This window comes from Blautia sp. An46 (genome assembly GCF_002161645.1).
In the GTDB taxonomy this organism is placed as follows: domain Bacteria; phylum Bacillota; class Clostridia; order Lachnospirales; family Lachnospiraceae; genus Blautia; species Blautia ornithocaccae.
This window is the reverse complement of record NZ_NFIF01000014.1, coordinates 74,517-96,864: the sequence shown is the minus strand read 5'-3', so window position 1 is coordinate 96,864 and position 22,348 is coordinate 74,517. Positions and strand designations below refer to the sequence as shown.

Below are 22,348 nucleotides of genomic sequence, written 5' to 3'. Positions count from 1 at the left end.
CTATAGCTATTCAGTACAAGATACTATGACTGTTCATCACTTTTGGCTCTGTTTATATGAGGTAACAAGTTAGAAAAAGCCTGAAAAATCAACGATTTTAGGCTTGACATTATAGGAAGAGGAGTCCTGGAAGACTTGACAGATGATGTTCAGCAGCTGGTGTCGGACGGAACCATTCTGGAAAATGTTGTGAAAGGCACAGCAGTTGACGGGAAAAACTATGAACTGCCGGCGGCCTTTTCTCTCCCGGTATATTATGGAACCCAGGAGACCATAAAACGGCTGGATACCCTGGAAAGCATTACACAGTATATGGAGGAAAACCCAAATGGAAGGGTACTGGGAGCTGCTTCTCTTCAGCAGGTGGCTTATCTCCTCTTTGCGGCTAACTATCAGGATATCCAGGAAAATGGAGTTTTCTCTCAGGAAGCTTTAGTCCGGATCCTGGAAACAGCAAAGGTCATCTGGGACGCCAATCCTTCGGAAGCCATGGAAGAAGCCTGGAACACAGGGTTCAGCAGCCAGGTTACCTCGGGAAAAGGAATGTCTGCTTTTGCCTCTATCGGTATGGACGAACTCTATGACGATACAGATATTACCGGGGTGAATGATATAAACGGTATCAGCAGTATGGCTATGATGTTTGATATTTTTACGAAACACCCGGAGATGACTGCAGAAAATGTAAATAACATGTACACTCCGGCGAACCGTATGGGGATCAACAGTTCTTCCAGTCAAAAGGAGCTGGCCAAAGATTTTATGGAGACGGTTCTGTCTGACGAGATCCAGGTGGGAGACTATCTGGAAGGACTTCCGGTGAGGGTGGAAAGCCTGGAAAAACTTCCCCAGATTTCGGACGCCTCTGATATGACCATATCTACCAGCTACGATGGCGGCCCTTCCAGAGATTACGGCATGCCCTCGGCGGATCAGGTACAGCAGATCGTGGATATGGCAAAACAGGCAGATACCTCTCTTTTGATAGACAGGACGGTGCGCAATACCTTCCTGGAATGTGTGGAGAATTATGCAGGAGGCGATGTCAGTGCCCAGGAAGCAGCACAGGATATGTCCGATAAAATGGAACTGTACCTGGCGGAATAAAGTCCGTGAAAAGAAAATCCAACCGGGAACCAAGAGGAGATACAGAAGAAATCCCGGCGGCAGGAAAAATTTCCTGCCCTGGATCCTTCTGGCCCCCAGTCTGCTGGGGGTGGGGATCTTTACCCTGATCCCTTTTATAGATGTGTTCCGGCGGTCTTTTCAGAAAGCGGTGGGAACCGGATTTGTAGGGCTGGAGAATTACCGGACAGTCATAGAAAACCAGGCCTTCAGGTTGGCAGCAGGGAACACGGGAAAATTTCTTCTGATCTGTCTTCCTCTGCTCCTGGGCCTTTCCCTTTTCGTTGCCCTTCTTCTTGAAAGACTGGGGAGAAAAGGAAATCTTTTAAAAAGCGGCTTTCTCCTTCCCATGGCAGTGCCGGCGGCTTCTGTGGTGCTTTTCTGGCAGCTTTTCTTTGACCGGGAAGGAATTCTGAACCATATCCTGGAAATTTTCCACATACAGGGACCGGATTATATGAACAGTTCCGGGGCTTTCGGAGTGCTGGTGGCAGTCTATATCTGGAAAAATCTGGGCTACGACATGATCCTGTGGCTCTCCGGCCTTCTGGGGATCCCGGAGAGTCTTTATGAAGCGGCCAGGATAGACGGAGCCGGAGAAGTTCAGTGTTTCTGGTTTATTACCAGGCCCCTGCTGGTCCAGACCGCATTCCTTACAGGAACTCTGTCCCTGGTCAATGCTTTCAAGGTTTTCCGGGAGGCCTGGATGATCGCCGGGAATTATCCCCATGACAGCATATACATGCTGCAGAATCTTTTTAATAACTGGTTTACGAAGTTAGACATGCAGAAGATGACCGCAGGAGCGGTGATGCTGGCGGCTGTGCTGGGAATCTTTCTGATTCTCTGCCAGAAAGCAGAAGAGAGGTGGAAACAGTGATATGCGAAAAAAGAGAATACTGATCTGGATCTTTCTCACAGCAGCGGTTCTTGTGTTTCTGTTTCCGGTGATACTCCTGGGGGTAAATTCTCTTATGGGGCAGGAAGAGCTGACCGCCAGTTATGGAAGTATCCTTTATGGGAATAAGGGAAATCTGGAATGGAAGCTGTTTCCTCTGTATCCCACACTGAGAGCTTATATTCAGCTTTTGCTGGATAGTCCGGACTTTTTCGTTATGTTCTGGAATTCTGTAAGACAGGTATTTCCCATCCTTTTCGGACAGCTTCTTTTCGGAATCCCCGCAGCCTGGGCCCTGGGCAGGTATTCCTTCAGAGGCCGGAGGATCCTGGTCTATCTGTATATGATCCTGATGATCCTTCCTTTTCAGGTGACTATGGTGTCCAGTTACAGTGTCCTTTCCTTTTTCAATATTCTGGACACACACTGGGCGGTGATCCTTCCCGGAGTTTTTTCTGCCCTTCCGGTTTTCCTTATGACTAAATTTTTTCAGGGGATACCAGACTCCCTTCTGGAGGCCGCAAAGGTAGACGGGGCAGGAGAATCCCAGGCTTTTTTCTATGTAGGGCTGCCTCTGGGACTTCCGGGGATCATTTCTTCTCTGATTCTGAATTTTTTGGAATACTGGAATGCCATTGAGCCTCCTATGACTTTTTTAAAAACAAAAAGCAAATTTCCTGTTTCCCTGTATCTGAGCAGCATTACTTTAAACGATGTGGGAACATCCTTTGCTGCCTCGGTACTGATCATGGCTCCTTCGGTGTTTCTTTTTGCCTGGGGCCAGAGCTATCTGGAACAGGGGATCATTGCTTCAGGACTAAAGGAGTAACCGTGTATGAAACTAGAAGATAAAAAAAGAATGGCGGCAAAGGCTTTCGCAGCCTTTTTCATACTGATGGCTGCTGCAGGAGGGCTGTCCAGAGCTGCAGCGTCTATGACTGTTCCTATAGCAGATACCCAGAAGTATCAGTCCGGGCGGCTGAACCTGAATCTGACCGGAACTGCAGTGGTGGAGACCAAAGAGGAGAATCTGGTATCTCTTGTAAAGGAACAGAGAGTCCTCAGCACAGCCAGGATTGGAACCCAGGTGGAGCAGGGAGATGTACTGCTTCAGTATGATACCCAGTATCTTCAGAAAGCTATAGAGGAGAAGCAGGCAGAGGTAAAAAAGCTGGAATTATCTCTGGAACAGGCCAGACTCCAGGGAGAACCCCAGGAGCGGGTGGCTGCTGCAGACAGTGCGGCCAGGGACCTGGATCTGGCTAACCAGAGTCTGGCCCAGGCCCAGAGCGATTATGATCAGGCTTTCAGTGACAGTCAGAATGCCCAGTCTCAGGCCCAGAGTAATTATGACAATGGACTGGCAGCAGCGGCTCGGACCAAGGAGGAGTCATACAATCAGGCCCAGGAGCTGGAAACCCAGGCCCAGGAGCTGGAGGCCCAAGGGGAGACGGAAAATGCCCAGTCTCTGTATGCAGAAGCAGAGAGTCTCCGTCAGGAGGCTGACCAGACCTATGAGGCGGCGGCTTCCCAGGCTCAGTCAGAGTATGAGGCGGCAGTTTCCCAGGCTCAGGCTTCTCTGGAGGAGGCAGAGGCTTCCCTAAATGCCCAGACCCAATCTCAGGCCCAGGCTCAGAATGCATATACCTCTGCCCAGGAGGAAGATGCAGCAGCGGCGGCAAATGACCAGAAAACCCAGGCAGAGAGCAGTTATAACCAGCAGTCTATACAGGTAGATCTGGATCTGGCTAAAAAGGAACTTTCAGATCTGGAAAAGCTTCAGCAGTCCAATGGACAGGTAACGGCTTCCAAGGCAGGGGTGGTCACTGGCATGAATGTGCAGACCGGAGGCATTACAGACGACAGCAGCTATCTTCTTCTGGGAACTGGAGGATTACAGATAAAAGGAAGTCTTCAGACTCAGGATCTGGAGAAAGTGGAGGCAGAGGATACCGTAGAAATATCTGTCTCCGGCCAGGGGAAAAAAATCCAGGGAAAAGTTACCCAGGTAGGCGCCGGCGGTGACGGCCAGCTGGCAGAAGCCGGCAGCAGTTCTGGCACTTCTGAGGAAAGCCAGGATATGGCAGGGTATTTCTATGCAGATATAGAAGAAAGGGCAGCTTCCTGGGGGACCCAGGTTTCCTATTCCATTGATAAGCAGAGTGGTTCTTCCTATGAAATGCTGATCCCTCTTGGGGCAGTGAGAGAAGATGCTCAGGGTACCTACTGCCTGATCGCAGAATCCAGGGAAACTGTTCTGGGAACAGAATATCGGGCGGCACGGGTAAACATTACAGTTGAGGATAAGGACAGCACCCAGGCGGCAGTAACCGGAAATCTGGGAAAAGACGACCTGATCATTTCCGGCAGTACCAAAGACATCACAGAAGGAGATAAGGTGAGGCTGAGAGATGAATAAAAACAGATATGGCGCTTTTATCCTCTGGGGATTTCTGGCTCTGGCCTGCTGGGGCCTGGCTCTGACAGGATTTTTGGAGAACCGCCGGGGAAATCAGGAATTTACCCTTTATTACGACAGCCCGGTCCTTACAGGAAAAGAGATGGAACTTTTTATACAGGAAAGAGAAGAGGAGGGACTGCCTTCTGTGGCAGCCTGGAAGGAGACAGATAAGGAGAGCTTTACAGGAAACGCAGACCTTGTCCGACATGGGAGCTTCCTGGAAGTAAGAGGAGAAATGAAAACACTTTTTTCCCGTCAGCTTATCCAGGGAAATTTCCCCTGGAAAGAAGACTATCAGGGCTGTGTGATCTCCCGGAGACTGAGCCAGGAGCTGTTTGGAACAGATAAGGGAATAGGAAATGAAATCCAGGTTGAAGGGGAGAGCTATCTGGTTCGTGGAATCCTGAAGGGAGAGGAAAACCTGCTGGCTGTGTGGGCAGAGGAAGACCAGGAGCTGGAAAATTTTCGGCTTTCTTATGATTCGGATTTAGAACCGGTTTCACAGGCAGAAGAATTTCTTTATCAGATGACTGGGGCAGAGCCTGACAGAACTTTCGAAGGAAACCTTTACGGCGCTCTGTCCAGATTTTTTCTTTTCCTTCCGATCCTGGCCGGCAGCTTTCTGGTGGGAGTCTGCAGTCTTAGAACAGCCGGGAAGCAAAGGGAGAAAAGGAGAAAACTTTTCTGGTACCTTCTGGCAGGTATCTTTTGGCTGCTGTTTTTCTGGGGACTGGGAAGAAGTGTCCGCCTTTCTCCGGACTATTTCCCCTCCATGTGGTCGGAGCTGTCCTTTTATCCCCAGCTGATAGAAGAGAAAATAAAAGGCTTCCGGGAGCTTACGGAAAGCAGTCTCTGTCAGGCAGATAGTTATATTCTGGGGGGAACCCTGGAAACCGTTCTTCTGGCTCTGTCAGGTCTTTTCTTTGAGATGCTGGCTGCAGCATGGAGCCCAAAAGACAGCTGGCATTTTACACCTGCTGTGCATAGAATAAAAGAAAAAAGGATTTGAAAGATTTGAACAGACATTCCTGGAAAGCTGCAGTGACCGGCGGGGATATGCGTCAGGTCTATGTGGCGGAAGCTCTGGGGGAGAAGGGATTTTCCGTTATGGTTTACGGTCTTCCAAAAGACCCGGAGCAGGAACAAGTGAAGAAGGCGTCCTCTCTGAAGGATGCACTGGAAAATGCAGATCTGGTCATTGCTCCTGTTCCTTTTCGGAAAGAAGGGAGAATACAGGGGCAGGATTTCTATATAGATTTAACCGAGGAAAATTTTCTAAAATATTTGAAAAAGGGCAGTCTCTTCTGCGCCGGAGGCATACCGGAGAGCTTTCATAAGAAAGTAGGGGAAAGAGGAATCCGATGTTTTGATTTTCTGGAGGATTCCTTTACAGCTATGGAGAACACCATAGCCACCGCAGAAGGGGCCGTTGCCCAGGCAATTATCCGAAGCCCGGAAAACCTGAGAGGCAGTCTCTGCCTGGTGATCGGGTACGGCAGATGCGGCAGGACACTGGCAGGGTACCTTCAGAATATGTTCTGCCGGACAATGGTCTGGGAGAAGGACAGGGAAAAAGCTGCCCAGGCAAAAGCTGCAGGACTTCAGGCGCTGGAGGAGAGAGAACTTCCCCATGCCCTGTCTTTGGCAGCTTTTATTTTTCAGACTGCTCCCTGTGTTGTCCTGGAAAAAGAAAGGCTGAAATATATAAGGAAGGATACATGTATCATAGACATTGCCTCCTTACCGGGAGGTTTGGATTATCCGGCGGCCCAAGAGCTGGGACTTTCTCCTTTGCATCTTCTTGGCATACCAGGAAAGTATGCTCCGAAAGCTTCAGGGGAAATTCTGGCATTGGCTGCCCTTGGAAAGTTATCAGAATCTGTGCAGCAGGAGGGCGCACTATGAATTTAAAAGGAAAGAAAATCGGAGTGGCCCTTACCGGGTCATTCTGCACCTATAAAAAAGTTTTTCAGGAACTGGAAAAACTGGCAGAGGAAGGAGCCCAGATACAGACGATTTTTTCTGATGCGGCTCAGAGTATTGACAGCCGCTTTGGAAAGGCGGAAGATTTTGTAAAAGAAGCAGAACGGATTACTGGGATAAAGCCTATGCTTACCATTTCTGAGGCAGAGCCTATCGGCCCAGGAAGCCTTCTGGATCTGCTGATCCTTCTTCCCTGTACGGGAAATACCATTGCAAAACTGGCGAACGGCATTACGGATACGCCGGCTCTTATGGCTGCCAAAGCACATCTGAGAAATGAAAAACCACTTCTTTTATCTATTTCCACCAACGACGCCTTAGGCATGAATATGAAGAACATCGGACTGCTGTTAAATGCGAAGCACATCTACTTTATCCCCTTTGGTCAGGATAATCCCCAGAAAAAGCCGAATTCCATGATCGCTCACACGGAACTGCTGATTCCGGCGGCCCAGGCGGCTCTTGAAGGAAAGCAGTACCAGCCTTTGATCATGGGAGGGTGAGAGGCTGAAAGAAGATTTTGTATACACAGAGGAGACAGGGAAAAAATGAGAAAATCTCCATTATGAAAAAGGAGGGCATATGTGTGGAATAGGAGGATTTTCCAGCAGCCGGGCGGCTTATACCCAAGAGTCAGGAAAGTGGCCCAGGATACTGGAGAGTATGAACCGTGCGCAAAAGAGAAGGGGTCCTGATGAGGAAGGGATTTTCCTGGAGAAAAAATGCGGTCTGGCCCATGTAAGGCTCTCGATCATTGACCTGGAGCGAGGCACACAGCCTATGACAAGAAGGGCAGGAGAAAAGAGCTGTACCATAGCTTATAATGGGGAAATCTATAATATGAAAACCCTCCGGAAGGAACTGGAGAGAAAAGGCGTCCTTTTCACTACCAACAGTGATACGGAGGTGATCCTTCAGGGATATCTCACAGAGGGAGAAGAGTTTATAGAGAAGCTGAACGGTATATTTGCCATAGCTCTCTGGGACCAGAAAGAGGAGGCCCTGTATCTTTTTCGGGACCGGGCTGGAGTAAAGCCTCTGTTTTACACTATCCAGGGAGATACCCTGGTATTCGCTTCAGAGATGAAAGGTCTGTTCCAGTATCCTGGAGTGGAGGCTGTAGCAGATCGAGAGAGCCTTTGCGAAATTTTTGCTCTGGGACCGGCGAAATCTTACGGAAAAGGAGTTTTTCGGAATATACTGGAGGTAGAAGGTGGCAGCCGTCTCCTCTGGAAGGAGGGAAGACTGAAGGAGCGGAAATACTGGCAGCTTCAGAGCCTTCCCCATGAAGACAGCTTTGAAGAGACAGTAGAAAAAACTTCCTGGCTGGTGGAAGACGCAGTAAAGCTTCAGATGCTTTCTGATATCCCGATCTGCACCTTTCTTTCCGGAGGCATAGACAGTTCTCTGGTTACAGCTATCTGTGCCAGAGAACTGAAGAAGCAGGGAAAGGTACTGCACACATTCTCCTTTGATTTTCAGGGAAATGAAAAGTACTTTAAGGCCAATGCCTTCCAGCCGTCTCAGGACCGGCCCTGGGTAGAGAAAATGGTAGAATTTTCCGGTACCAGCCACCATTTCCTTACCTGTGGAAATCAGGAGATGATCGACTGTCTCTATAAAGCTGTAGACGCCAGAGACCTTCCCTGTATGGCAGATGTAGAATCTTCTATGCTTTATTTCTGTTCTCTGGTGGCAGAGCATAATAAGGTTACTTTAACAGGAGAATGTGCGGACGAAATCTTTGGAGGCTATCCCTGGTTCCATAAGCAGGAGGCCTTTGATACCCATGCCTTTCCCTGGTCCCCGGATATGAAGGTGAGACAGACACTTCTGTCTGAGGAACTGATCCATGTCCTCCCTATGGAAGACTATGCCAGAGCCGCCTATGAAAAGACTATTGGGGAGACGCCAGTACTTCCAGGAGAAGGTCCACAGGAAAAAAGGCGTCGGGAAATTTCTTATCTGAACCTGAAATGGTTTATGGCCACCCTTCTGGACCGGATGGACCGGACGGCTATGTATTCCGGATTGGAGGCCAGAGTGCCTTTTGCAGACCATCGGATCATAGAATATGTGTGGAATGTGCCCTGGTCCATAAAATGCCGGGACGGGGTGGTGAAAGCCCTTCTCAGGAGAAGCGGGGAAGGAAAACTTCCCAAAGAAGTCCTTTGGAGGAGAAAAAGTCCTTATCCCAAAACTTATCATCCGGATTATGAAGCTATGCTGGGAGAAAGACTTCTGGATGTTTTGGCAGATTCGGCAGCGCCTGTAAGGCAGCTTGTAGACAGAGAAAAGGCTGAAAAATTTGTGAAGAGTCCCTCTGATTATGGAAAGCCCTGGTACGGCCAGCTTATGGCAGGGCCTCAGATGCTGGCTTACATGCTCCAGGTCAATTACTGGCTGGAAAAATATCAGGTACGGATTCTTCTATAAATGTGCAGGTATTCCTGGGTAAATGCCATGGCAGTATACGGTTGTTGCAGAAAGGGATTCATGGTAGAATATAGAAAACGAAAAGGAGAAAGCTATGGGAATCATAACAGGAGATTACAAGGTAGAGTATTTTGACGAGAATCAGGAAAAAAAGGGAGAAGTAACCTTTCCTCCTATTGATGAAGATACCGTGAACATTAATCATACGTTTGTGGATTCTTCCCTCAGAGGAATGGGAATGGCAGGAAAGCTTATGGAGGCAGCTGCCAGACAAATCCAGAAAGAAGGGAAAAAGGCAGTCCTTAGCTGTTCCTATGCGATAAAGTGGTTTGACAGCCATGAGGAATATAAAGACATTCTGAAATAAGAAGAGAGCCTTTAGTGCTGCCCTGCCGGGAAGGCAGAAGTTACATGGAGATAAAGTGATAAAAGAACGGGAGAAGATATATGAACCAGAAATTTTTAGAGCAGCTTACAGAGTTTATTTTTGTAGAGGATCTGCCGGAGAAAGCGGACATCATTTTTATTCCCGGCAGCGGCTTTCCCCAGCTTGCAGAGGAGGCGGCAGGTCTTTACCACAGAGGATATGCCCCTTATATCCTGCCTTCCGGGCGGTACAGCATTTTGACCGGGCATTTCGGAGGCGTTCAGGAAAAGGCCTGGATGTATCCCGGAGATTATGAGACAGAATGGGAGTTTTTAAAGGAAGTTCTCATAAAGCAGCAGGTGCCGGAAAAGGCTGTATTAAAAGAAGATCAGGCCACTTACACTTATGAAAACGCTATTTATTCCAGAAAGGTCACAGACAGCCTGGGCATGGAAATCCACAGGGCCATCCTTTGCTGCAAGCCTTATCATGCCAGAAGGAGTCTTCTATATTATCAGCTTCTCTTCCCGGACACCAGATTTCTGGTGTGTCCGGTGAGAGAAAGCGATGTGACCAGAGAAAACTGGTTCCTTACAGAAAAAGGAACCAAGATTGTCCTGGGCGAGATTGAAAGGATCGGTATTCAGTTTCATGATATTATGAGAGAGATGAGGGAGAACGATGCCGCTGAAAACTCTCCAAAATGATCTTTCTGGCTTTGGCCGCCTCATCCTGAGAAAGATTTTCCATGCCTTTTAAAGGATAAGGAAGATTCAGGCTTTCATATTTCTGTTCCCCCATGTTGTGGTAGGGAAGGACCTCCAGGCCCTTTATATTTGGATACCTGGCAAGGAGCTTCCCCACTTCCTCCAGTTCTTTGGGAGAATCGGTGAACCCTTTTACAATCACATGGCGGATGATCACTGGTACTTTTTCCTCTGCAGTAAGATCCAGAAAATCCAGCACCGGGGCCTGAGGCTGTCCGGTGAGTTTTTTGTGCTCCTCCGGGAAAGCATGTTTGATATCCAGAAGGATCAGCCGGGTAGATTTCAGAAGCCTTTGGTACTCCTCCTTGCGGCTCCGTCTAAAGAGGATTCCTGAAGTGTCCAGGCAGGTGTGGATATCTTCGGCCCTGGCCTTTTCAAACAGCTCCGTGAGAAAGGAAAGCTGCATAAGAGGTTCTCCTCCAGTGGCGGTAATGCCGCCTTTCTGATAAAAACTTTTGTTTTTTCTATAGATTTCCAGAATTTCTTCCACTGTCATAGGAGCCCCCCTGCCAGGGGCCCAGGTATCCGGATTGTGGCAGTACAGACACCGCATGGGACAGCCCTGGAAGAACACCGTCAGGCGTATTCCAGGGCCGTCAACTGTACCAAAGCTCTCTATGGAGTGGATAAATCCTCTGTCTTTACATTCCTTCATGGAAGGTACGGGAGATTACTTCGTCCTGCTGTTCTTTTGTCAGCTTATGGAAATTTACCGCATATCCGGATACGCGTACCGTAAGCTGAGGATATTTTTCCGGATGCTTCTGGGCATCCAGAAGGGTTTCTTTTGTGAAGACATTTACGTTTAAGTGGTGTCCTCCTTTTTCTGCATAGCCGTCCAGCAGCCCTACCAGGTTATCGATCTGTGCGTCACTTATTTTCATAAAAAGATTCCTCCTTGAATTTGTGTGTTTTGATTATTCGATTTCTAATTCTGAGCCAGGTTCGCAGCAGGCGCAGTCTTTTCCCAGTTCAAAAGTAATATCGTCGAAGAAAATGGCGTCATCTTTGCCCAAAGCGCCGGGAATAATGGAGAAAGTATTGGAAATACCATCCTGGGCGTCCATAAAGGGCAGCTTGGATACAGAGCTTAAAGAAGCGACGGCACCGTGGCTGTCTCTGTGATGCATAGGATTTGCTCCCGGTGCAAAGGCTTCTCCGGCCTTTCTGCCGTCAGGCGTGGAGCCAGTAGCCTTGCCATATACCACATTTGAGGTAATGGTAAGGATAGATGTTGTGGGGATGCCGCCCCGGTAAGTGTGATTTCCTTTTATATAGGACATAAATTCGTGAACAATATCATAGGCAATACTGTCTGCCCGGTCATCATCATTTCCGTATTTAGGAAAGTCTCCCTGAATCTCATAATCTACAGCGATTCCGTCTTCATCTCTGATGGCTTTTACTTTGGCATATTTAATGGCGGAGAGGGAATCGGCCACTACAGAAAGTCCTGCGATCCCGGTGGCAAACCAGCGTGTCACTTTCTTGTCATGAAGGGCCATCTGCAGCCTCTCATAGGAATATTTATCGTGCATATAGTGGATGATGTTCAAGGTGTTTACATAGACCTGAGCCAGCCACTTCATCATATCCCGGAAACGTTCCATAACCTCTTCATAATCCAGATATTCAGAAGTAATAGGACGGTACTTAGGACCTACCTGTTTCTTGGAAATTTCATCCACTCCTCCATTAATAGCATAGAGTAGGCACTTAGCCAGATTGGCTCTGGCTCCGAAGAACTGCATTTCTTTTCCTACACGCATCGAAGATACGCAGCAGGCAATGGCGTAGTCATCTCCATGGGTTACCCGCATAAGGTCATCATTCTCATACTGGATTGAAGAGGACATAATTGAGGTCTTGGCACAGAAACGTTTAAAGTTCATGGGAAGCTTTGTGGACCAAAGTACGGTAAGGTTTGGTTCCGGAGCTGTTCCCAGGTTTTCCAGGGTGTGAAGATAGCGGTAGGACATTTTTGTTACCATGTGACGGCCATCTATACCCATGCCCCCGATAGATTCTGTGACCCAGGTAGGGTCTCCGGAGAACAGAGCGTTGTATTCCGGAGTTCTGGCAAATTTTACAAGGCGCAGCTTCATAATGAAATGGTCCACAAACTCCTGGATTTCTTCTTCCGTAAAGGTGCCATTCTGGAGATCCCGCTGGGCGTAGATATCCAGGAAAGTGGAGGTTCTTCCAAGAGACATGGCAGCGCCGTTCTGCTCCTTGATTGCGGCCAGATAGCCGAAATACAGCCACTGAATGGCCTCCTGAACATTGGCAGCCGGTCTGGAGATATCGAAACCATAGATATTTCCCAGCTCTTTCAGCTCTTTTAATGCCTTGATCTGCTCGGAAAGTTCTTCTCTTTCTCTGGTAACGTCAGAGTACATAATAGTTCTGGTGGTATCCTTCTGATGCTGCTTGTCTTCAATAAGCCGGTCCACTCCATAGAGAGCTACTCTCCGGTAGTCGCCGATGATACGGCCCCGTCCGTAAGCGTCTGGAAGGCCGGTGATAATATGGCTGGAACGGCAGGCTCGCATTTCCGGGGTATAAGCGTCAAAAACCCCGTCGTTGTGGGTTTTTCTGTGCTTGGTGAAGAATTCTACTACCTGAGGGTCTACATGGTAGCCGTTGTCCTCACAGGCTTTTATGGCCATGCGGATACCCCCGTAAGGCTGGAGAGAACGTTTAAAAGGTTTATCTGTCTGGAAGCCTACAATGGTTTCTTTTTCTTTATTCAAATAACCAGGGCCATGGGAGGTAATCGTAGATATGATTTTTGTATCCATATCCAGAACACCTCCCTTGGCCTGCTCTTCTTTTGTAAGCTCCAGAACCTGCTCCCACAGGTCTTTGGTCCTCTGGGTAGGTCCCTGAAGGAAATCTTCCTTTCCATCATAGGGGGTATAGTTTTTTTGGATAAAGTCTCGGACATTGATTTCCTTTTCCCAGATGCCGCTGTGAAAAGACTCCCATTCTTTATACATGTGTATTGCCTCCTTTGGTAAAAAAATTCTAGATTTGGTAGTTAGTTACAAGTAACTAAATCTATATGTGGATTGTATAGTACCAGATTAAAAAAGTCAAGATTATAAGATGTACAGAATCAAAAACAAAAAAACAGGAACATCTATACCTGGTATCATTACAAAAATACCGTATAAATATTCCTGTTTTATTTTCTGATTTTAATTTTTGCAGACCTTGCTATTTGGCAGCAGTATTATCCTGGTCTGGCAGCTGCTCCGGAATGTCTTCAGGAAGTTCGTAAGAATCCGGAATGCCCTGATCTTCCTCCTCTTCTTTAGGCTCGTATTTGGCGAAAACCTTGCGGAAGATGATAGAGTTAAAATAAGCGACGGTTGCAAAGCCCAGCAGAATCCAGATCATACTTCCGTATACCAGTGTTGTGGTAGTAAGGAAAGTAACAATGAATAAAGCCAGAGGACAAATGATCATTACAAGAGTCCAGGGGAGATTCAGCACTGCAATCAGCAGGGAGTTTTTGAAAATATTCTTGATATCATTGCGGAATCTTGCTGTGTAGGGAAAAATATAAGTAAATACCATTGAATAAATAACAACAATAGCGCCAATCAATACCTGAAAAATACTTTTCATATTTCCTGGCAGAATGGTTGCTGCCCGGTAATCAATGAAAAGGAAAAGTCCCAGGACCAGCAGGATCAGCCAGATAATGGTAGACTGTTTAAAGTTTTCCTTAAACCCTTTGAAAAACCCTTTGAAAATATAAGACTCTTCCCCTTTGACCATTTTCAGTGTAACAGAAAAGAGGGCGGTAATAGAAGCCCCTGCTGTTACAATGGGAATACAGCAGGCAATTGCCAGAAGGTTCAAAATGATCAGATCGCAAACTCTGGACAGAAAACGCATGATGGGGCTGTCCATATTAAAAAAACTGCTCATAATAATAAAATGTCCTTTCCTAATACGTTTTTTCTTTTTTATTTTTATTCTGCTTCTTCTTTTTCTCTTGGAGGAAGGTAAATGTGGACTTTTTCGATACGGGTCCGGTCTGCCTTATCTACCACAAGACGTATACCAGATTCCGTTGTAACAGACTCACCCTCTTCCGGGAAACGGTCCAGCTGTTCAATGATATAGCCGCCGATAGAATCATAATCCTGAGACTCAATGTTCAGGGAAAGAAGTTCATCCAAGTCATCCAAACGGGCAGAACCCAGAACAATGTATTCTCTCTCAGGCAGGATTTCTTTTACCTCTTCTTCTTCCTGATCTTCATACTCATCATGGATATCCCCTACAATCTCTTCCACCAGATTCTCCAGAGTGATGATACCGGAAGTCGCTCCGTATTCATCCAGGACAATGGCAAAGGATACGGAATTTTCTTTCATATCCATGAGAAGTTCAGAAGTCTTTTTCGATTCATAGGTGAAATAAGGCTCCCGAAGGATTTTCTCCAGAGAGAAATTTTCCTTATCACACAAAAGAAGATCCTTGATGTTGGCAATTCCTACAATGTGGTCTGTGCTGTCTTTGTATACAGGAAAGCGGGTATGCTTTTCCTCCCGGAACAGCTGAATCAGATCTTCATAGGAACTATTGATATCGGCAAATGTTACATCTATCCGGGGAACCATAACATCTTCCGCTCTGGAATCGTCAAAATCAAAGACATTGTAGATCATCTGCCGTTCTTCTGTTTTTATGACGCCCTCTTCATGCCCAACGTTGACCAGTGTACGAAGCTCCATTTCTGTAATAGTATTGCTTTTTGGTTGGGCATCTGCCCCAAGAATCTTAAGCACTCCTCCGGAAAACCGGTTCATAAGGAAGATGACCGGAGTCATAATGACCATCAGAATCCGTATAGGTTTGGCATAGGCCAAGGCCAGACGTTCACCGTTTAGGGATGCCAAGGTTTTAGGAGTAATCTCTCCGAAGATCAGAACCAGCAGGGTAATGATTCCGGTGCTGATACTTACTGCCGCATTGCCAAAGAGGCGCATGGTCAGCGTAGTAGCCAGGGAGGATGCGGAAAGATTCACTATATTGTTGCCGATCAGTATGGTGCTCAGCAGCTTTCCGGGATTTTCTATTACTTTTAAGAGAGTAGAAGCTCGGCTGTCACCCTCCTGGGCAAGGGTCTGTATGCGTATTTTGTTAACGGTTGTCATAGAAGTTTCTGCTGATGAGAAAAATGCCGAAAGACAAATTAAAATAATCAGGACCAGAAACTGTATGGCATCACTGGAATCCAACTTATTCAACTCCTTTGAATTTTTGAATTTGTAGATACTGGCATGACAAAGAGTCATATGACCATAGGGATGAGACCCTGATATCTCTATAATATACATGATTTTTGCAGGGATTGCAACAAAACCGGTTGAAAAAAGTTGTTTTTAGGGGGTGTCGAAAAATGGAAAACTGTGATATACTTAGGCAGAGTTAAATATAGGTTTATAATGAATATAAAAAATTCAGCTTTTGCAACAATAGGAAAGGGAATGTTATTCATGAATAGAAATAAAAAAGGTTTACATAAAGTGACCGCCAATGTTTTAAGTCTTACGCTTGCCTCTGTTATGGCAGCCGGCACTGTAGGCGAGGCGGTTTCAGCTGTGCCTGTCTATGCCGCAGAAAGCTCTCAGACGGAAAACTCCGGAACAGGTGTTTCGGTTTACCTGAACGGGACTTTGTCAGGAGATAATCAGGGAGACGGAACTACGAAGGAAAAAGCAGTGTCTTCCATTGACCAGGCCTTAAAGCTGGCTGGCAGCAAGGGAACCATTCTGGTATGCGGTCCGGTGACTATATCCAGTGAGAAAGCTGTAACAATTCCTGAAGGAGTACAGATTAAAAGGGCCGATGGTTATACCGGAGCAATTATGAAGATCACAGGAAAAGGAAAGCTGACTCTGACAGGAGGAAATCTCCAGTCTTCAGATGTGGATACCTCAGGTGCCGAGCTTGGAAAGGAAGCCTTTGTCCAGGGAACAAAGACAGAAGCCAAAAAAGCCGGTCAGGTAACTATGAACTCTCAGGTCACCATAGCATCGCCAGAAGCATGGAATTCCTTTGATTTTGCTGCAGCAGGTTTTTCCGGAGAAGGCTCTTTTGCCTGGGCTTCTCAGACAGCGCCTGAAGAATATCAGACTACGGTTCAGGTGATCTTCACCCCTGCAGATACCAAAAACTACGACTATTCCAAGGTAGAAGGCTGGGATGCGGCAAAAGGAGCAGTGATAAGAAATGTAGAAGTGACTGTAGAGTCTTTGAAACCTTCTGAGCCTGCCTCTTCGGAAGGGGATACTGGGGAAAATAATACCCAGGAACAGACGCCTCCGGAAGAAACTGTGGAAGCGCCTGAAACTCCCGAGGAACAGGAACCGGAGGAGACTGTTCCTGTTGCAGGCTCTGTAACAGTTCCTGGAGAGATAACACTTTCCAAACCAGAGGATATAAAAAATTTTGATTTTGGAAAGGCCGGATTTGCAGGAGAAGGTTCTTTTGCATGGGAAAAGGAGACTGTTCCTATAGCCTATGAGACTGAGATAAAAGTCGTTTTTACTCCTTCGGATATAGAAGGAAAGGATTATTCTCAGGTAGAAGGCTGGGATGCCCAGAAAAATCAGGTGATCCGTACAGTGAAAGTATTGGTAGAATCCTTAAAAGAAGATTCCAATACAGATAACGCCCCGGCTGATAACACAGATAAAGATAATGAAAAGGAAAACGGGGAAAGCGGCGATAACACAAAAGAAGATGCAGATACGGAACAGGGCAAACAGGACCAGACGGGTTCAGACCAGGAAAATGCATCAGATCAGGATAATATAGAAGACCAGACAGAAAATCCTGATACAGAGGAGAAAAAGCCTGGAACAGCAGAAGAGGACCAGGGAACTTCCAATGATCAGAAGGAAGAAGATCAGGAGTCTCAGGAATCTTCCAACGGTCAGGAGGAAGAAGCGCCTAAGGATGAGGAATCTTCCAATGGTCAGGAGGGAGAAGCTCCCAAGGATGAGGAATCTTCTCAGGAAGAAAATACCCAGGAAACAGATGAAGATTTTATTCAGGCTGAGGCAGGAAAGACCGGAGAAGTTGCCCAGGAGATCCCTCAGGCTATTCCGGTGGGAAGTCTTATAGATGAGAATACCGGAGTGAGGGTGGAAGGAGACTTCCTTCCATATTATGTGGACCTTCAGGTCAGCTACAATGATGAGCTGGATCAGCTTCCAGATGCAGGTATTGGCCAGATTCTTTCGGCCTACGAGATTAAGCTCTGGGATTTAAAGGAAAATGAGGAATATAAGATTCCCGAAGGAAACAAAGTAAGAGTAATGATCCCCCTTCCGGAAAATGCAGACAGCTTTTCACAGCTTTCCATTGCCCATTATCTGGGAAACAGTGAGTATGAATATTATACCCTTCCTACAGAGGAGTACCCGGGTAATCTGACGATCATTACTATAGAAGGAATCGAGTATCTGACTTTTGAAACTGCTTCTTTCAGTCCCTTTAACGTAGGCGGAAGCCAGCTGGTAGGTCCGGGAACACAGCTTCCCCAGAGCGGTTCTTCCAGTCAGAATACTGGAAATAACAGTTCTTCCGGTACTTCCGCAGGAACAAGCTCTACTGGAAATTCTCAGACTGGCAGTTCTTCTTCAGGACAGAGTGTGATCCAGCCTTCTGGAAATTCCGGCAGCCAGACAAGCACCAGCAGCAGTCAGAGCAGAAAAACCGGAAATCAGAGCAGCTCTTCCAAGGTAACCCGCGTGGTAAAGACCGGTGATAATGCACCGATCATCCTATATGCAGCAACAGCAGCGGCAGCTTTGATCCTGGCAGCAGTAACTTTTATAATAGGTAAGAAAAAAAGATCATAAATCAGTCATGCAGAAAGAAACCCTCCCATATATTTACATAAGGGAGGGTTTTCTAATGGAACAGATCATGGTAAAAGCTTCAAGACCTCTGCAGATGATGAAAGCTCTGCTCCTTTCCTACGCCATTACAGGAATCCTGCTCCTGGGGCTGGCTTTCCTGCTGTATAAGCTGGGGCTGGGAGAGAGCCAGGTGAATCTGGGAATCATGGTAACCTACATAATATCCTGTCTGGCTGGTGGATTTTATATGGGCAGAAAGGGAAAAAACCGGCGTTTTCTGTGGGGGATGGGGCTGGGATTAGGATATGCAGCTCTTCTATGGACGGTGACCTATCTTACAGAACATTCTGGAGGGGATTTAAAAGAGACAATCCTGATGTTTTTTATCTGCATTCTGGGAGGAGCCCTGGGAGGAATGTTGTCTTAGAAAGATCCAGACAAAAGAAATACTTGCCTGGTACAAAGAGCTATGCTATAATACCGCATAGATGTTAAAAGACATAAGGAGGAAAGGTATCATGGAACATATTAAAACATTGAATACAAAAAGTTTACAGAATACAGTGAAAAAAGGCGGATGCGGTGAATGTCAGACATCCTGCCAGTCAGCCTGCAAGACATCCTGCACAGTAGGAAATCAGAGCTGCGAGAATAAATAAGAAAAACGGCATACGAGGAGTGGGGCTGTTGCGTGAGACGGAAAAATCTGTTTCATGCAGCAGCCCCATACTTTAGTGCATAAGAGAAAAGAGAAAGGGGAAGCACGGTGATTCATCGTTATAAAAATAATGGCTATAACATTGTGCTGGATGTAAACAGCGGTTCTGTACATGTGGTGGATGAACTGGTGTATGACATTATTGGACTTTTAGATGAGGGTAAAGCCCAGGAAGAAATCTGCCAGACGATGGAGGCAGATTATAAAAGAGAAGAAATCAGTCAGGCTCTTAATGAGATCCAGGAGCTGAAAAATCAGGGAATGCTCTTTACAGAAGATATTTATAGAAAGGCCATCGACCATTTTAAAGAAAGAGAGACAGTAGTAAAAGCATTGTGTCTTCACATTGCCCATGACTGTAATCTTGCCTGCCGGTACTGCTTTGCAGAGGAGGGAGAGTACCACGGCAGAAGAGCTCTGATGTCCTATGAGGTGGGAAAACAGGCTCTGGATTTTCTTATCGCCAATTCCGGAAACCGGGTAAATCTGGAAGTGGATTTCTTCGGCGGTGAGCCTCTCATGAATTGGGACGTGGTAAAACGTCTGGTAGAATATGGAAGAGAACAGGAAAAGCTTCATAATAAGAAGTTCCGTTTTACACTTACCACCAATGGAGTTCTCTTAAATGACGAGATCATGGAGTTTGCCAATAAAGAAATGGCAAATGTGGTGCTGAGCATTGACGGGCGAAAAGAAGTACATGACTTTATGCGTCCTTTCCGTAAAGGGGCCGGCAGCTACGATCTGGTAGTGCCGAAATTCCAGAAATTTGCCAAAAGCAGAGGGGAAAAGAGTTACTATGCCAGAGGAACCTTTACCCGTCATAACCTGGATTTTTCACAGGATGTCCTTCATCTGGCGGATTTGGGCTTTGACCAGATTTCAGTAGAGCCTGTAGTGGCAGATGAGAAAGAGGAGTATGCCCTGAGGTGGGAAGATGTGCCAAGAATCTGTGAAGAATATGATAAACTGGCCCAGGAGATGATCAAGAGAAAGAGAGAAGGAAAAGGTTTTAACTTTTTCCATTTTATGATAGACCTTACAGGAGGTCCCTGTGTGTATAAGCGGCTTTCCGGCTGCGGTTCAGGTACCGAATATCTGGCCGTGACGCCCTGGGGAGACTTATATCCCTGCCACCAGTTCGTAGGGGAAGAAAAATTCCTTATGGGCAATGTATGGGACGGCGTGAAACGGGATGACATACGGGAAGAATTCAAAGACTGTAATGTCTATGCAAAGGAAAAATGTCAGAAGTGCTTTGCAAAATTTTACTGCAGCGGCGGCTGTGCTGCTAATTCCTACAATTTCCATGGCTCTATCAATGATGTTTATGACATTGGCTGTGAGCTTCAGAGAAAAAGAGTAGAATGCGCCATTATGCTAAAAGCAGCGGAAGCGGAAGATGCAGAAGAAAATAATCAGTAAAGAAGGGAAAAATCATGAAGAAAAGCAGAGGCGTACTGGTCCTGGTGCTGACAGTGATCGTTACAGCACTTTTGATTTTTACGTCAGCAGTGGGCTGGGGTCCGACAGGAACAGGAGCTGCAAAGAATATTAACACAGGTCTGGACCTGGCAGGAGGCGTAAGTATTACTTATGAAGCTTCCGAAGAGAATCCAAGTGCAGACGACATGTCAGATACCATCTATAAGCTCCAGCAAAGAGTGGAGCAGTACAGCACAGAATCTCAGGTTTACCAGGAGGGAAATAACCGTATCGTTGTGGAGATTCCCGGGGTAACTGATGCTAACGCTATTTTGGAAGAGCTGGGTAAGCCAGGCTCTCTGTATTTTATCGCACAGACTGATGCAGATGGAAATCAGAATTATACTCAGAATAGCCAGACAGGCGAATTTGAGCTGAACAAAACTATTGAAGAACTTCAGGAAGACGGAAGTATCGTCCTTACTGGAACTGATGTCAGCGACGCCAGAGCTGTGGTAGGTCAGGATGATCTGGGAAACAATACACAAAATGTGGTCAACCTGTCTCTGACAGAGGAAGGAACCACAAAATTTGCAGATGCTACAGCAAAAGCATATGAGAATAATGAGAGCATCGGTATTTATTATGACGGACATTTTGTAAGCGTACCAAGTGTAAATGCGGAAATTACAGATGGACAGGCTATGATCGAGGGTATGGCAGATGCCCAGGAGGCAGAAGAGCTGGCGTCTACCATCCGTATCGGCGGCCTGAACCTGGAGCTTTCTGAACTCCGTTCCAGCGTGGTAGCTGCACAGCTGGGCCAGGAGGCCATCTCTACCAGCCTGCTGGCAGCAGCCATCGGTCTGGCACTGATCATTTTATTTATGATCTTTGTTTACAGGATTCCGGGATTTGTAGCCGGCATAGCTCTGGTTATTTATGTATGCCTGGACCTTATTGCGTTAAATGCCTTTGACCTGACACTTACCCTTCAGGGGATCGCAGGTATTATCCTGTCTATCGGTATGGCCGTAGACGCAAACGTTATTATTTACGCCCGTATCCAGGAGGAGATCGCAGCAGGAAGAAGTGTCCGGACTGCTTTGAAGAATGGTTTCAGCAAAGCCTTTTCTGCTATTTTTGACGGAAACGTTACGACACTGATCGCTGCTTTTGTATTGAACTGGCTGGGATCCGGTACCATTAAAGGCTTTGCTCAGACCCTGGCCCTTGGTATTGTTTTATCTATGTTCACAGCCCTGGTGATTTCCAGACTGCTGATCAATGCCATTTATGCCGTAGGTGTTCGTAATGAGAAGTTCTATGGAAAACGTAAGGAGAGAAAACCTATTCCCTTCCTTCAGAAGAGAAAGATTTTCTTTATCGTCTCTGCTGTTCTGATCATTTCAGGACCTGTGGGAATGGTCGCCTACAATGCTGCTACAGGAAGTCCTCTTAATTACAGTCTGGAGTTCCAGGGAGGTACTTCTACAAACGTAACCTTTAACGAAGAACTTTCCATGGACGAGATTGATTCCCAGGTAGTGCCGGTGGTGGAAGAGATCACAGGTGATGCCAATGTCCAGGCTACTAAGGTAGTAGACAGCAATCAGGTCATCATTAAGACTGTGACCCTGGACGTGGATCAGAGAGAGGCTTTGGAGCAGGCTCTGGTGGACGACTTCGGGGTAGATGCATCTACCATTACTTCAGAAAGCATTTCCTCCACAGTCAGCAGTGAAATGCGCCAAGATGCAGTCCTGGCTGTAGCTGTGGCCGCAGTTATGATGCTTTTTTATATCTGGTTCCGGTTTAAAGATATCCGCTTTGCCAGCAGCGCGGTCCTTGCCCTGCTTCATGACGTATTGATCGTGTTTGCTTTTTATGTACTGGCAAGAGTCTCTGTGGGCAATACCTTTATCGCCTGTATGCTGACGATCCTGGGATATTCTATCAATGCTACCATAGTTATCTTTGACCGTATCCGGGAGAATCTGAAGACAAATAAAGTGAAAAATGATAAGGAGCTGGAAACACTGGTAAATGCCAGCATTACTCAGACCCTGACAAGAAGTATCTATACTTCACTGACCACTTTTATCAGCATCTTTATGTTGTTCCTGCTGGGAGTATCTTCCATCCGGGAATTTGCTCTGCCTCTTATGGTAGGCATTGTCTGCGGCGGATATTCTTCTGTCTGCCTGACAGGCGCTATGTGGTATGTGATGAAAACGAAAATCAAAAAAGCAAAATAGATAAAATGCGGGAGCTGCCCC

The 22,348-nt window shown here is 46.6% G+C and carries 18 protein-coding genes and 1 pseudogene; 15 read left to right on the top strand and 4 right to left on the bottom strand.

Features of this window, described 5'->3' with window-relative positions; all coding sequences use genetic code 11:
- Positions 1 to 135 precede the first annotated feature (135 nt).
- The 10 genes from B5G00_RS12395 (at position 136) to B5G00_RS12350 (ending at position 9,977) form a co-directional block, all read left to right on the top strand.
- Entirely contained in the window at positions 136 to 1,107 is a 972-nt protein-coding gene (locus tag B5G00_RS12395) for an extracellular solute-binding protein (protein ID WP_162613504.1), read from the top strand.
- Between the two features lie 16 nt (positions 1,108 to 1,123).
- On the top strand, positions 1,124 to 2,005 hold the full coding sequence (locus tag B5G00_RS12390; protein ID WP_442856335.1) for a carbohydrate ABC transporter permease: 882 nt from the start codon (positions 1,124 to 1,126) through the stop codon (positions 2,003 to 2,005).
- Position 2,006: 1 nt separating this feature from the next.
- Complete coding sequence (locus B5G00_RS12385) at positions 2,007 to 2,852, top strand: carbohydrate ABC transporter permease (RefSeq protein WP_087273178.1); 846 nt, start codon at positions 2,007 to 2,009, stop codon at positions 2,850 to 2,852.
- 6 nt (positions 2,853 to 2,858) lie between these two features.
- Complete coding sequence (locus tag B5G00_RS12380; RefSeq protein WP_087273175.1) at positions 2,859 to 4,442, top strand: hypothetical protein; 1,584 nt, start codon at positions 2,859 to 2,861, stop codon at positions 4,440 to 4,442.
- The gene (locus B5G00_RS12375; RefSeq protein ID WP_087273172.1) at positions 4,435 to 5,493 is read left to right on the top strand and encodes an ABC transporter permease; all 1,059 of its coding nucleotides are present in this window, start codon (positions 4,435 to 4,437) and stop codon (positions 5,491 to 5,493) included. The genes B5G00_RS12380 and B5G00_RS12375 overlap by 8 nt, the downstream gene beginning before the upstream one ends.
- Positions 5,490 to 6,389: a dipicolinate synthase subunit DpsA gene (locus tag B5G00_RS12370; protein WP_087273169.1), complete on the top strand. Its 900-nt coding sequence runs from the start codon at positions 5,490 to 5,492 to the stop codon at positions 6,387 to 6,389. The genes B5G00_RS12375 and B5G00_RS12370 overlap by 4 nt, the downstream gene beginning before the upstream one ends.
- Positions 6,386 to 6,970, top strand: a complete 585-nt coding sequence (locus tag B5G00_RS12365) for a dipicolinate synthase subunit B (protein WP_087273166.1) — start codon at positions 6,386 to 6,388, stop codon at positions 6,968 to 6,970. Before B5G00_RS12370 ends, B5G00_RS12365 begins: the two co-directional genes overlap by 4 nt.
- Positions 6,971 to 7,049: 79 nt before the next feature.
- On the top strand, positions 7,050 to 8,903 hold the full coding sequence (gene asnB / locus B5G00_RS12360) for an asparagine synthase (glutamine-hydrolyzing) (protein WP_087273163.1): 1,854 nt from the start codon (positions 7,050 to 7,052) through the stop codon (positions 8,901 to 8,903).
- Between the two features lie 94 nt (positions 8,904 to 8,997).
- The gene (locus B5G00_RS12355) at positions 8,998 to 9,270 is read left to right on the top strand and encodes a GNAT family N-acetyltransferase (RefSeq protein ID WP_087273160.1); all 273 of its coding nucleotides are present in this window, start codon (positions 8,998 to 9,000) and stop codon (positions 9,268 to 9,270) included.
- A gap of 80 nt (positions 9,271 to 9,350) precedes the next feature.
- Positions 9,351 to 9,977 (top strand): YdcF family protein, encoded by a 627-nt coding sequence (locus B5G00_RS12350; protein WP_087273155.1) that lies wholly within the window; start codon positions 9,351 to 9,353, stop codon positions 9,975 to 9,977.
- Here B5G00_RS12350 and pflA read toward each other — a convergent pair.
- The 4 genes and pseudogenes from pflA to B5G00_RS12325 form a co-directional block, all read right to left on the bottom strand.
- Positions 9,928 to 10,692: a pyruvate formate-lyase-activating protein gene (gene pflA / locus B5G00_RS12345; protein ID WP_087273153.1), complete on the bottom strand. Its 765-nt coding sequence runs from the start codon at positions 10,690 to 10,692 to the stop codon at positions 9,928 to 9,930. The genes B5G00_RS12350 and pflA overlap by 50 nt on opposite strands.
- Positions 10,691 to 13,036: pseudogene (gene grcA3, locus B5G00_RS12335) on the bottom strand (autonomous glycyl radical cofactor GrcA3); the annotation flags it as partial. The pseudogene grcA3 and the gene pflA, both read right to left, overlap by 2 nt.
- 220 nt (positions 13,037 to 13,256) lie before the next feature.
- Positions 13,257 to 13,976, bottom strand: a complete 720-nt coding sequence (locus tag B5G00_RS12330) for a YesL family protein (protein WP_087273144.1) — start codon at positions 13,974 to 13,976, stop codon at positions 13,257 to 13,259.
- A 44-nt stretch (positions 13,977 to 14,020) separates the two neighbouring features.
- Positions 14,021 to 15,295: an HlyC/CorC family transporter gene (locus B5G00_RS12325; RefSeq protein WP_087273140.1), complete on the bottom strand. Its 1,275-nt coding sequence runs from the start codon at positions 15,293 to 15,295 to the stop codon at positions 14,021 to 14,023.
- 258 nt (positions 15,296 to 15,553) lie between these two features.
- On the opposite strand from B5G00_RS12325, the gene B5G00_RS12320 reads away from it, so the two are divergent.
- From B5G00_RS12320 to secD, 5 genes are all read left to right on the top strand, one after another.
- Complete coding sequence (locus B5G00_RS12320) at positions 15,554 to 17,926, top strand: cell wall anchor protein (protein WP_140403156.1); 2,373 nt, start codon at positions 15,554 to 15,556, stop codon at positions 17,924 to 17,926.
- Between the two features lie 55 nt (positions 17,927 to 17,981).
- Complete coding sequence (locus B5G00_RS12315; protein ID WP_087273135.1) at positions 17,982 to 18,353, top strand: TIGR04086 family membrane protein; 372 nt, start codon at positions 17,982 to 17,984, stop codon at positions 18,351 to 18,353.
- 91 nt (positions 18,354 to 18,444) lie between these two features.
- Positions 18,445 to 18,585, top strand: a complete 141-nt coding sequence (gene scfA / locus B5G00_RS12310; protein WP_018594935.1) for a six-cysteine ranthipeptide SCIFF — start codon at positions 18,445 to 18,447, stop codon at positions 18,583 to 18,585.
- A 107-nt stretch (positions 18,586 to 18,692) separates the two neighbouring features.
- Entirely contained in the window at positions 18,693 to 20,069 is a 1,377-nt protein-coding gene (scfB, locus tag B5G00_RS12305; RefSeq protein ID WP_087273132.1) for a thioether cross-link-forming SCIFF peptide maturase, read from the top strand.
- Between the two features lie 14 nt (positions 20,070 to 20,083).
- Positions 20,084 to 22,327: a protein translocase subunit SecD gene (gene secD / locus B5G00_RS12300; RefSeq protein ID WP_087273129.1), complete on the top strand. Its 2,244-nt coding sequence runs from the start codon at positions 20,084 to 20,086 to the stop codon at positions 22,325 to 22,327.
- The last annotated feature ends 21 nt before the right edge of the window (positions 22,328 to 22,348 follow it).

Excerpts from the sequence above, each read along its gene's own strand:
- B5G00_RS12385 (WP_087273178.1), top strand. The coding sequence starts at position 2,007 with ATGCGAAAAAAGAGAATACTGATCTGGATCTTTCTCACAGCAGCGGTT.
- B5G00_RS12380 (WP_087273175.1), top strand. The coding sequence starts at position 2,859 with ATGAAACTAGAAGATAAAAAAAGAATGGCGGCAAAGGCTTTCGCAGCC.
- B5G00_RS12375 (WP_087273172.1), top strand. The coding sequence starts at position 4,435 with ATGAATAAAAACAGATATGGCGCTTTTATCCTCTGGGGATTTCTGGCT.
- B5G00_RS12365 (WP_087273166.1), top strand. The coding sequence starts at position 6,386 with ATGAATTTAAAAGGAAAGAAAATCGGAGTGGCCCTTACCGGGTCATTC.
- asnB (WP_087273163.1), top strand. The coding sequence starts at position 7,050 with ATGTGTGGAATAGGAGGATTTTCCAGCAGCCGGGCGGCTTATACCCAA.
- B5G00_RS12355 (WP_087273160.1), top strand. The coding sequence starts at position 8,998 with ATGGGAATCATAACAGGAGATTACAAGGTAGAGTATTTTGACGAGAAT.
- B5G00_RS12350 (WP_087273155.1), top strand. The coding sequence starts at position 9,351 with ATGAACCAGAAATTTTTAGAGCAGCTTACAGAGTTTATTTTTGTAGAG.
- pflA (WP_087273153.1), bottom strand. The coding sequence starts at position 10,692 with ATGAAGGAATGTAAAGACAGAGGATTTATCCACTCCATAGAGAGCTTT.
- B5G00_RS12330 (WP_087273144.1), bottom strand. The coding sequence starts at position 13,976 with ATGAGCAGTTTTTTTAATATGGACAGCCCCATCATGCGTTTTCTGTCC.
- B5G00_RS12320 (WP_140403156.1), top strand. The coding sequence starts at position 15,554 with ATGAATAGAAATAAAAAAGGTTTACATAAAGTGACCGCCAATGTTTTA.
- B5G00_RS12315 (WP_087273135.1), top strand. The coding sequence starts at position 17,982 with ATGGAACAGATCATGGTAAAAGCTTCAAGACCTCTGCAGATGATGAAA.
- scfA (WP_018594935.1), top strand. The coding sequence starts at position 18,445 with ATGGAACATATTAAAACATTGAATACAAAAAGTTTACAGAATACAGTG.
- secD (WP_087273129.1), top strand. The coding sequence starts at position 20,084 with ATGAAGAAAAGCAGAGGCGTACTGGTCCTGGTGCTGACAGTGATCGTT.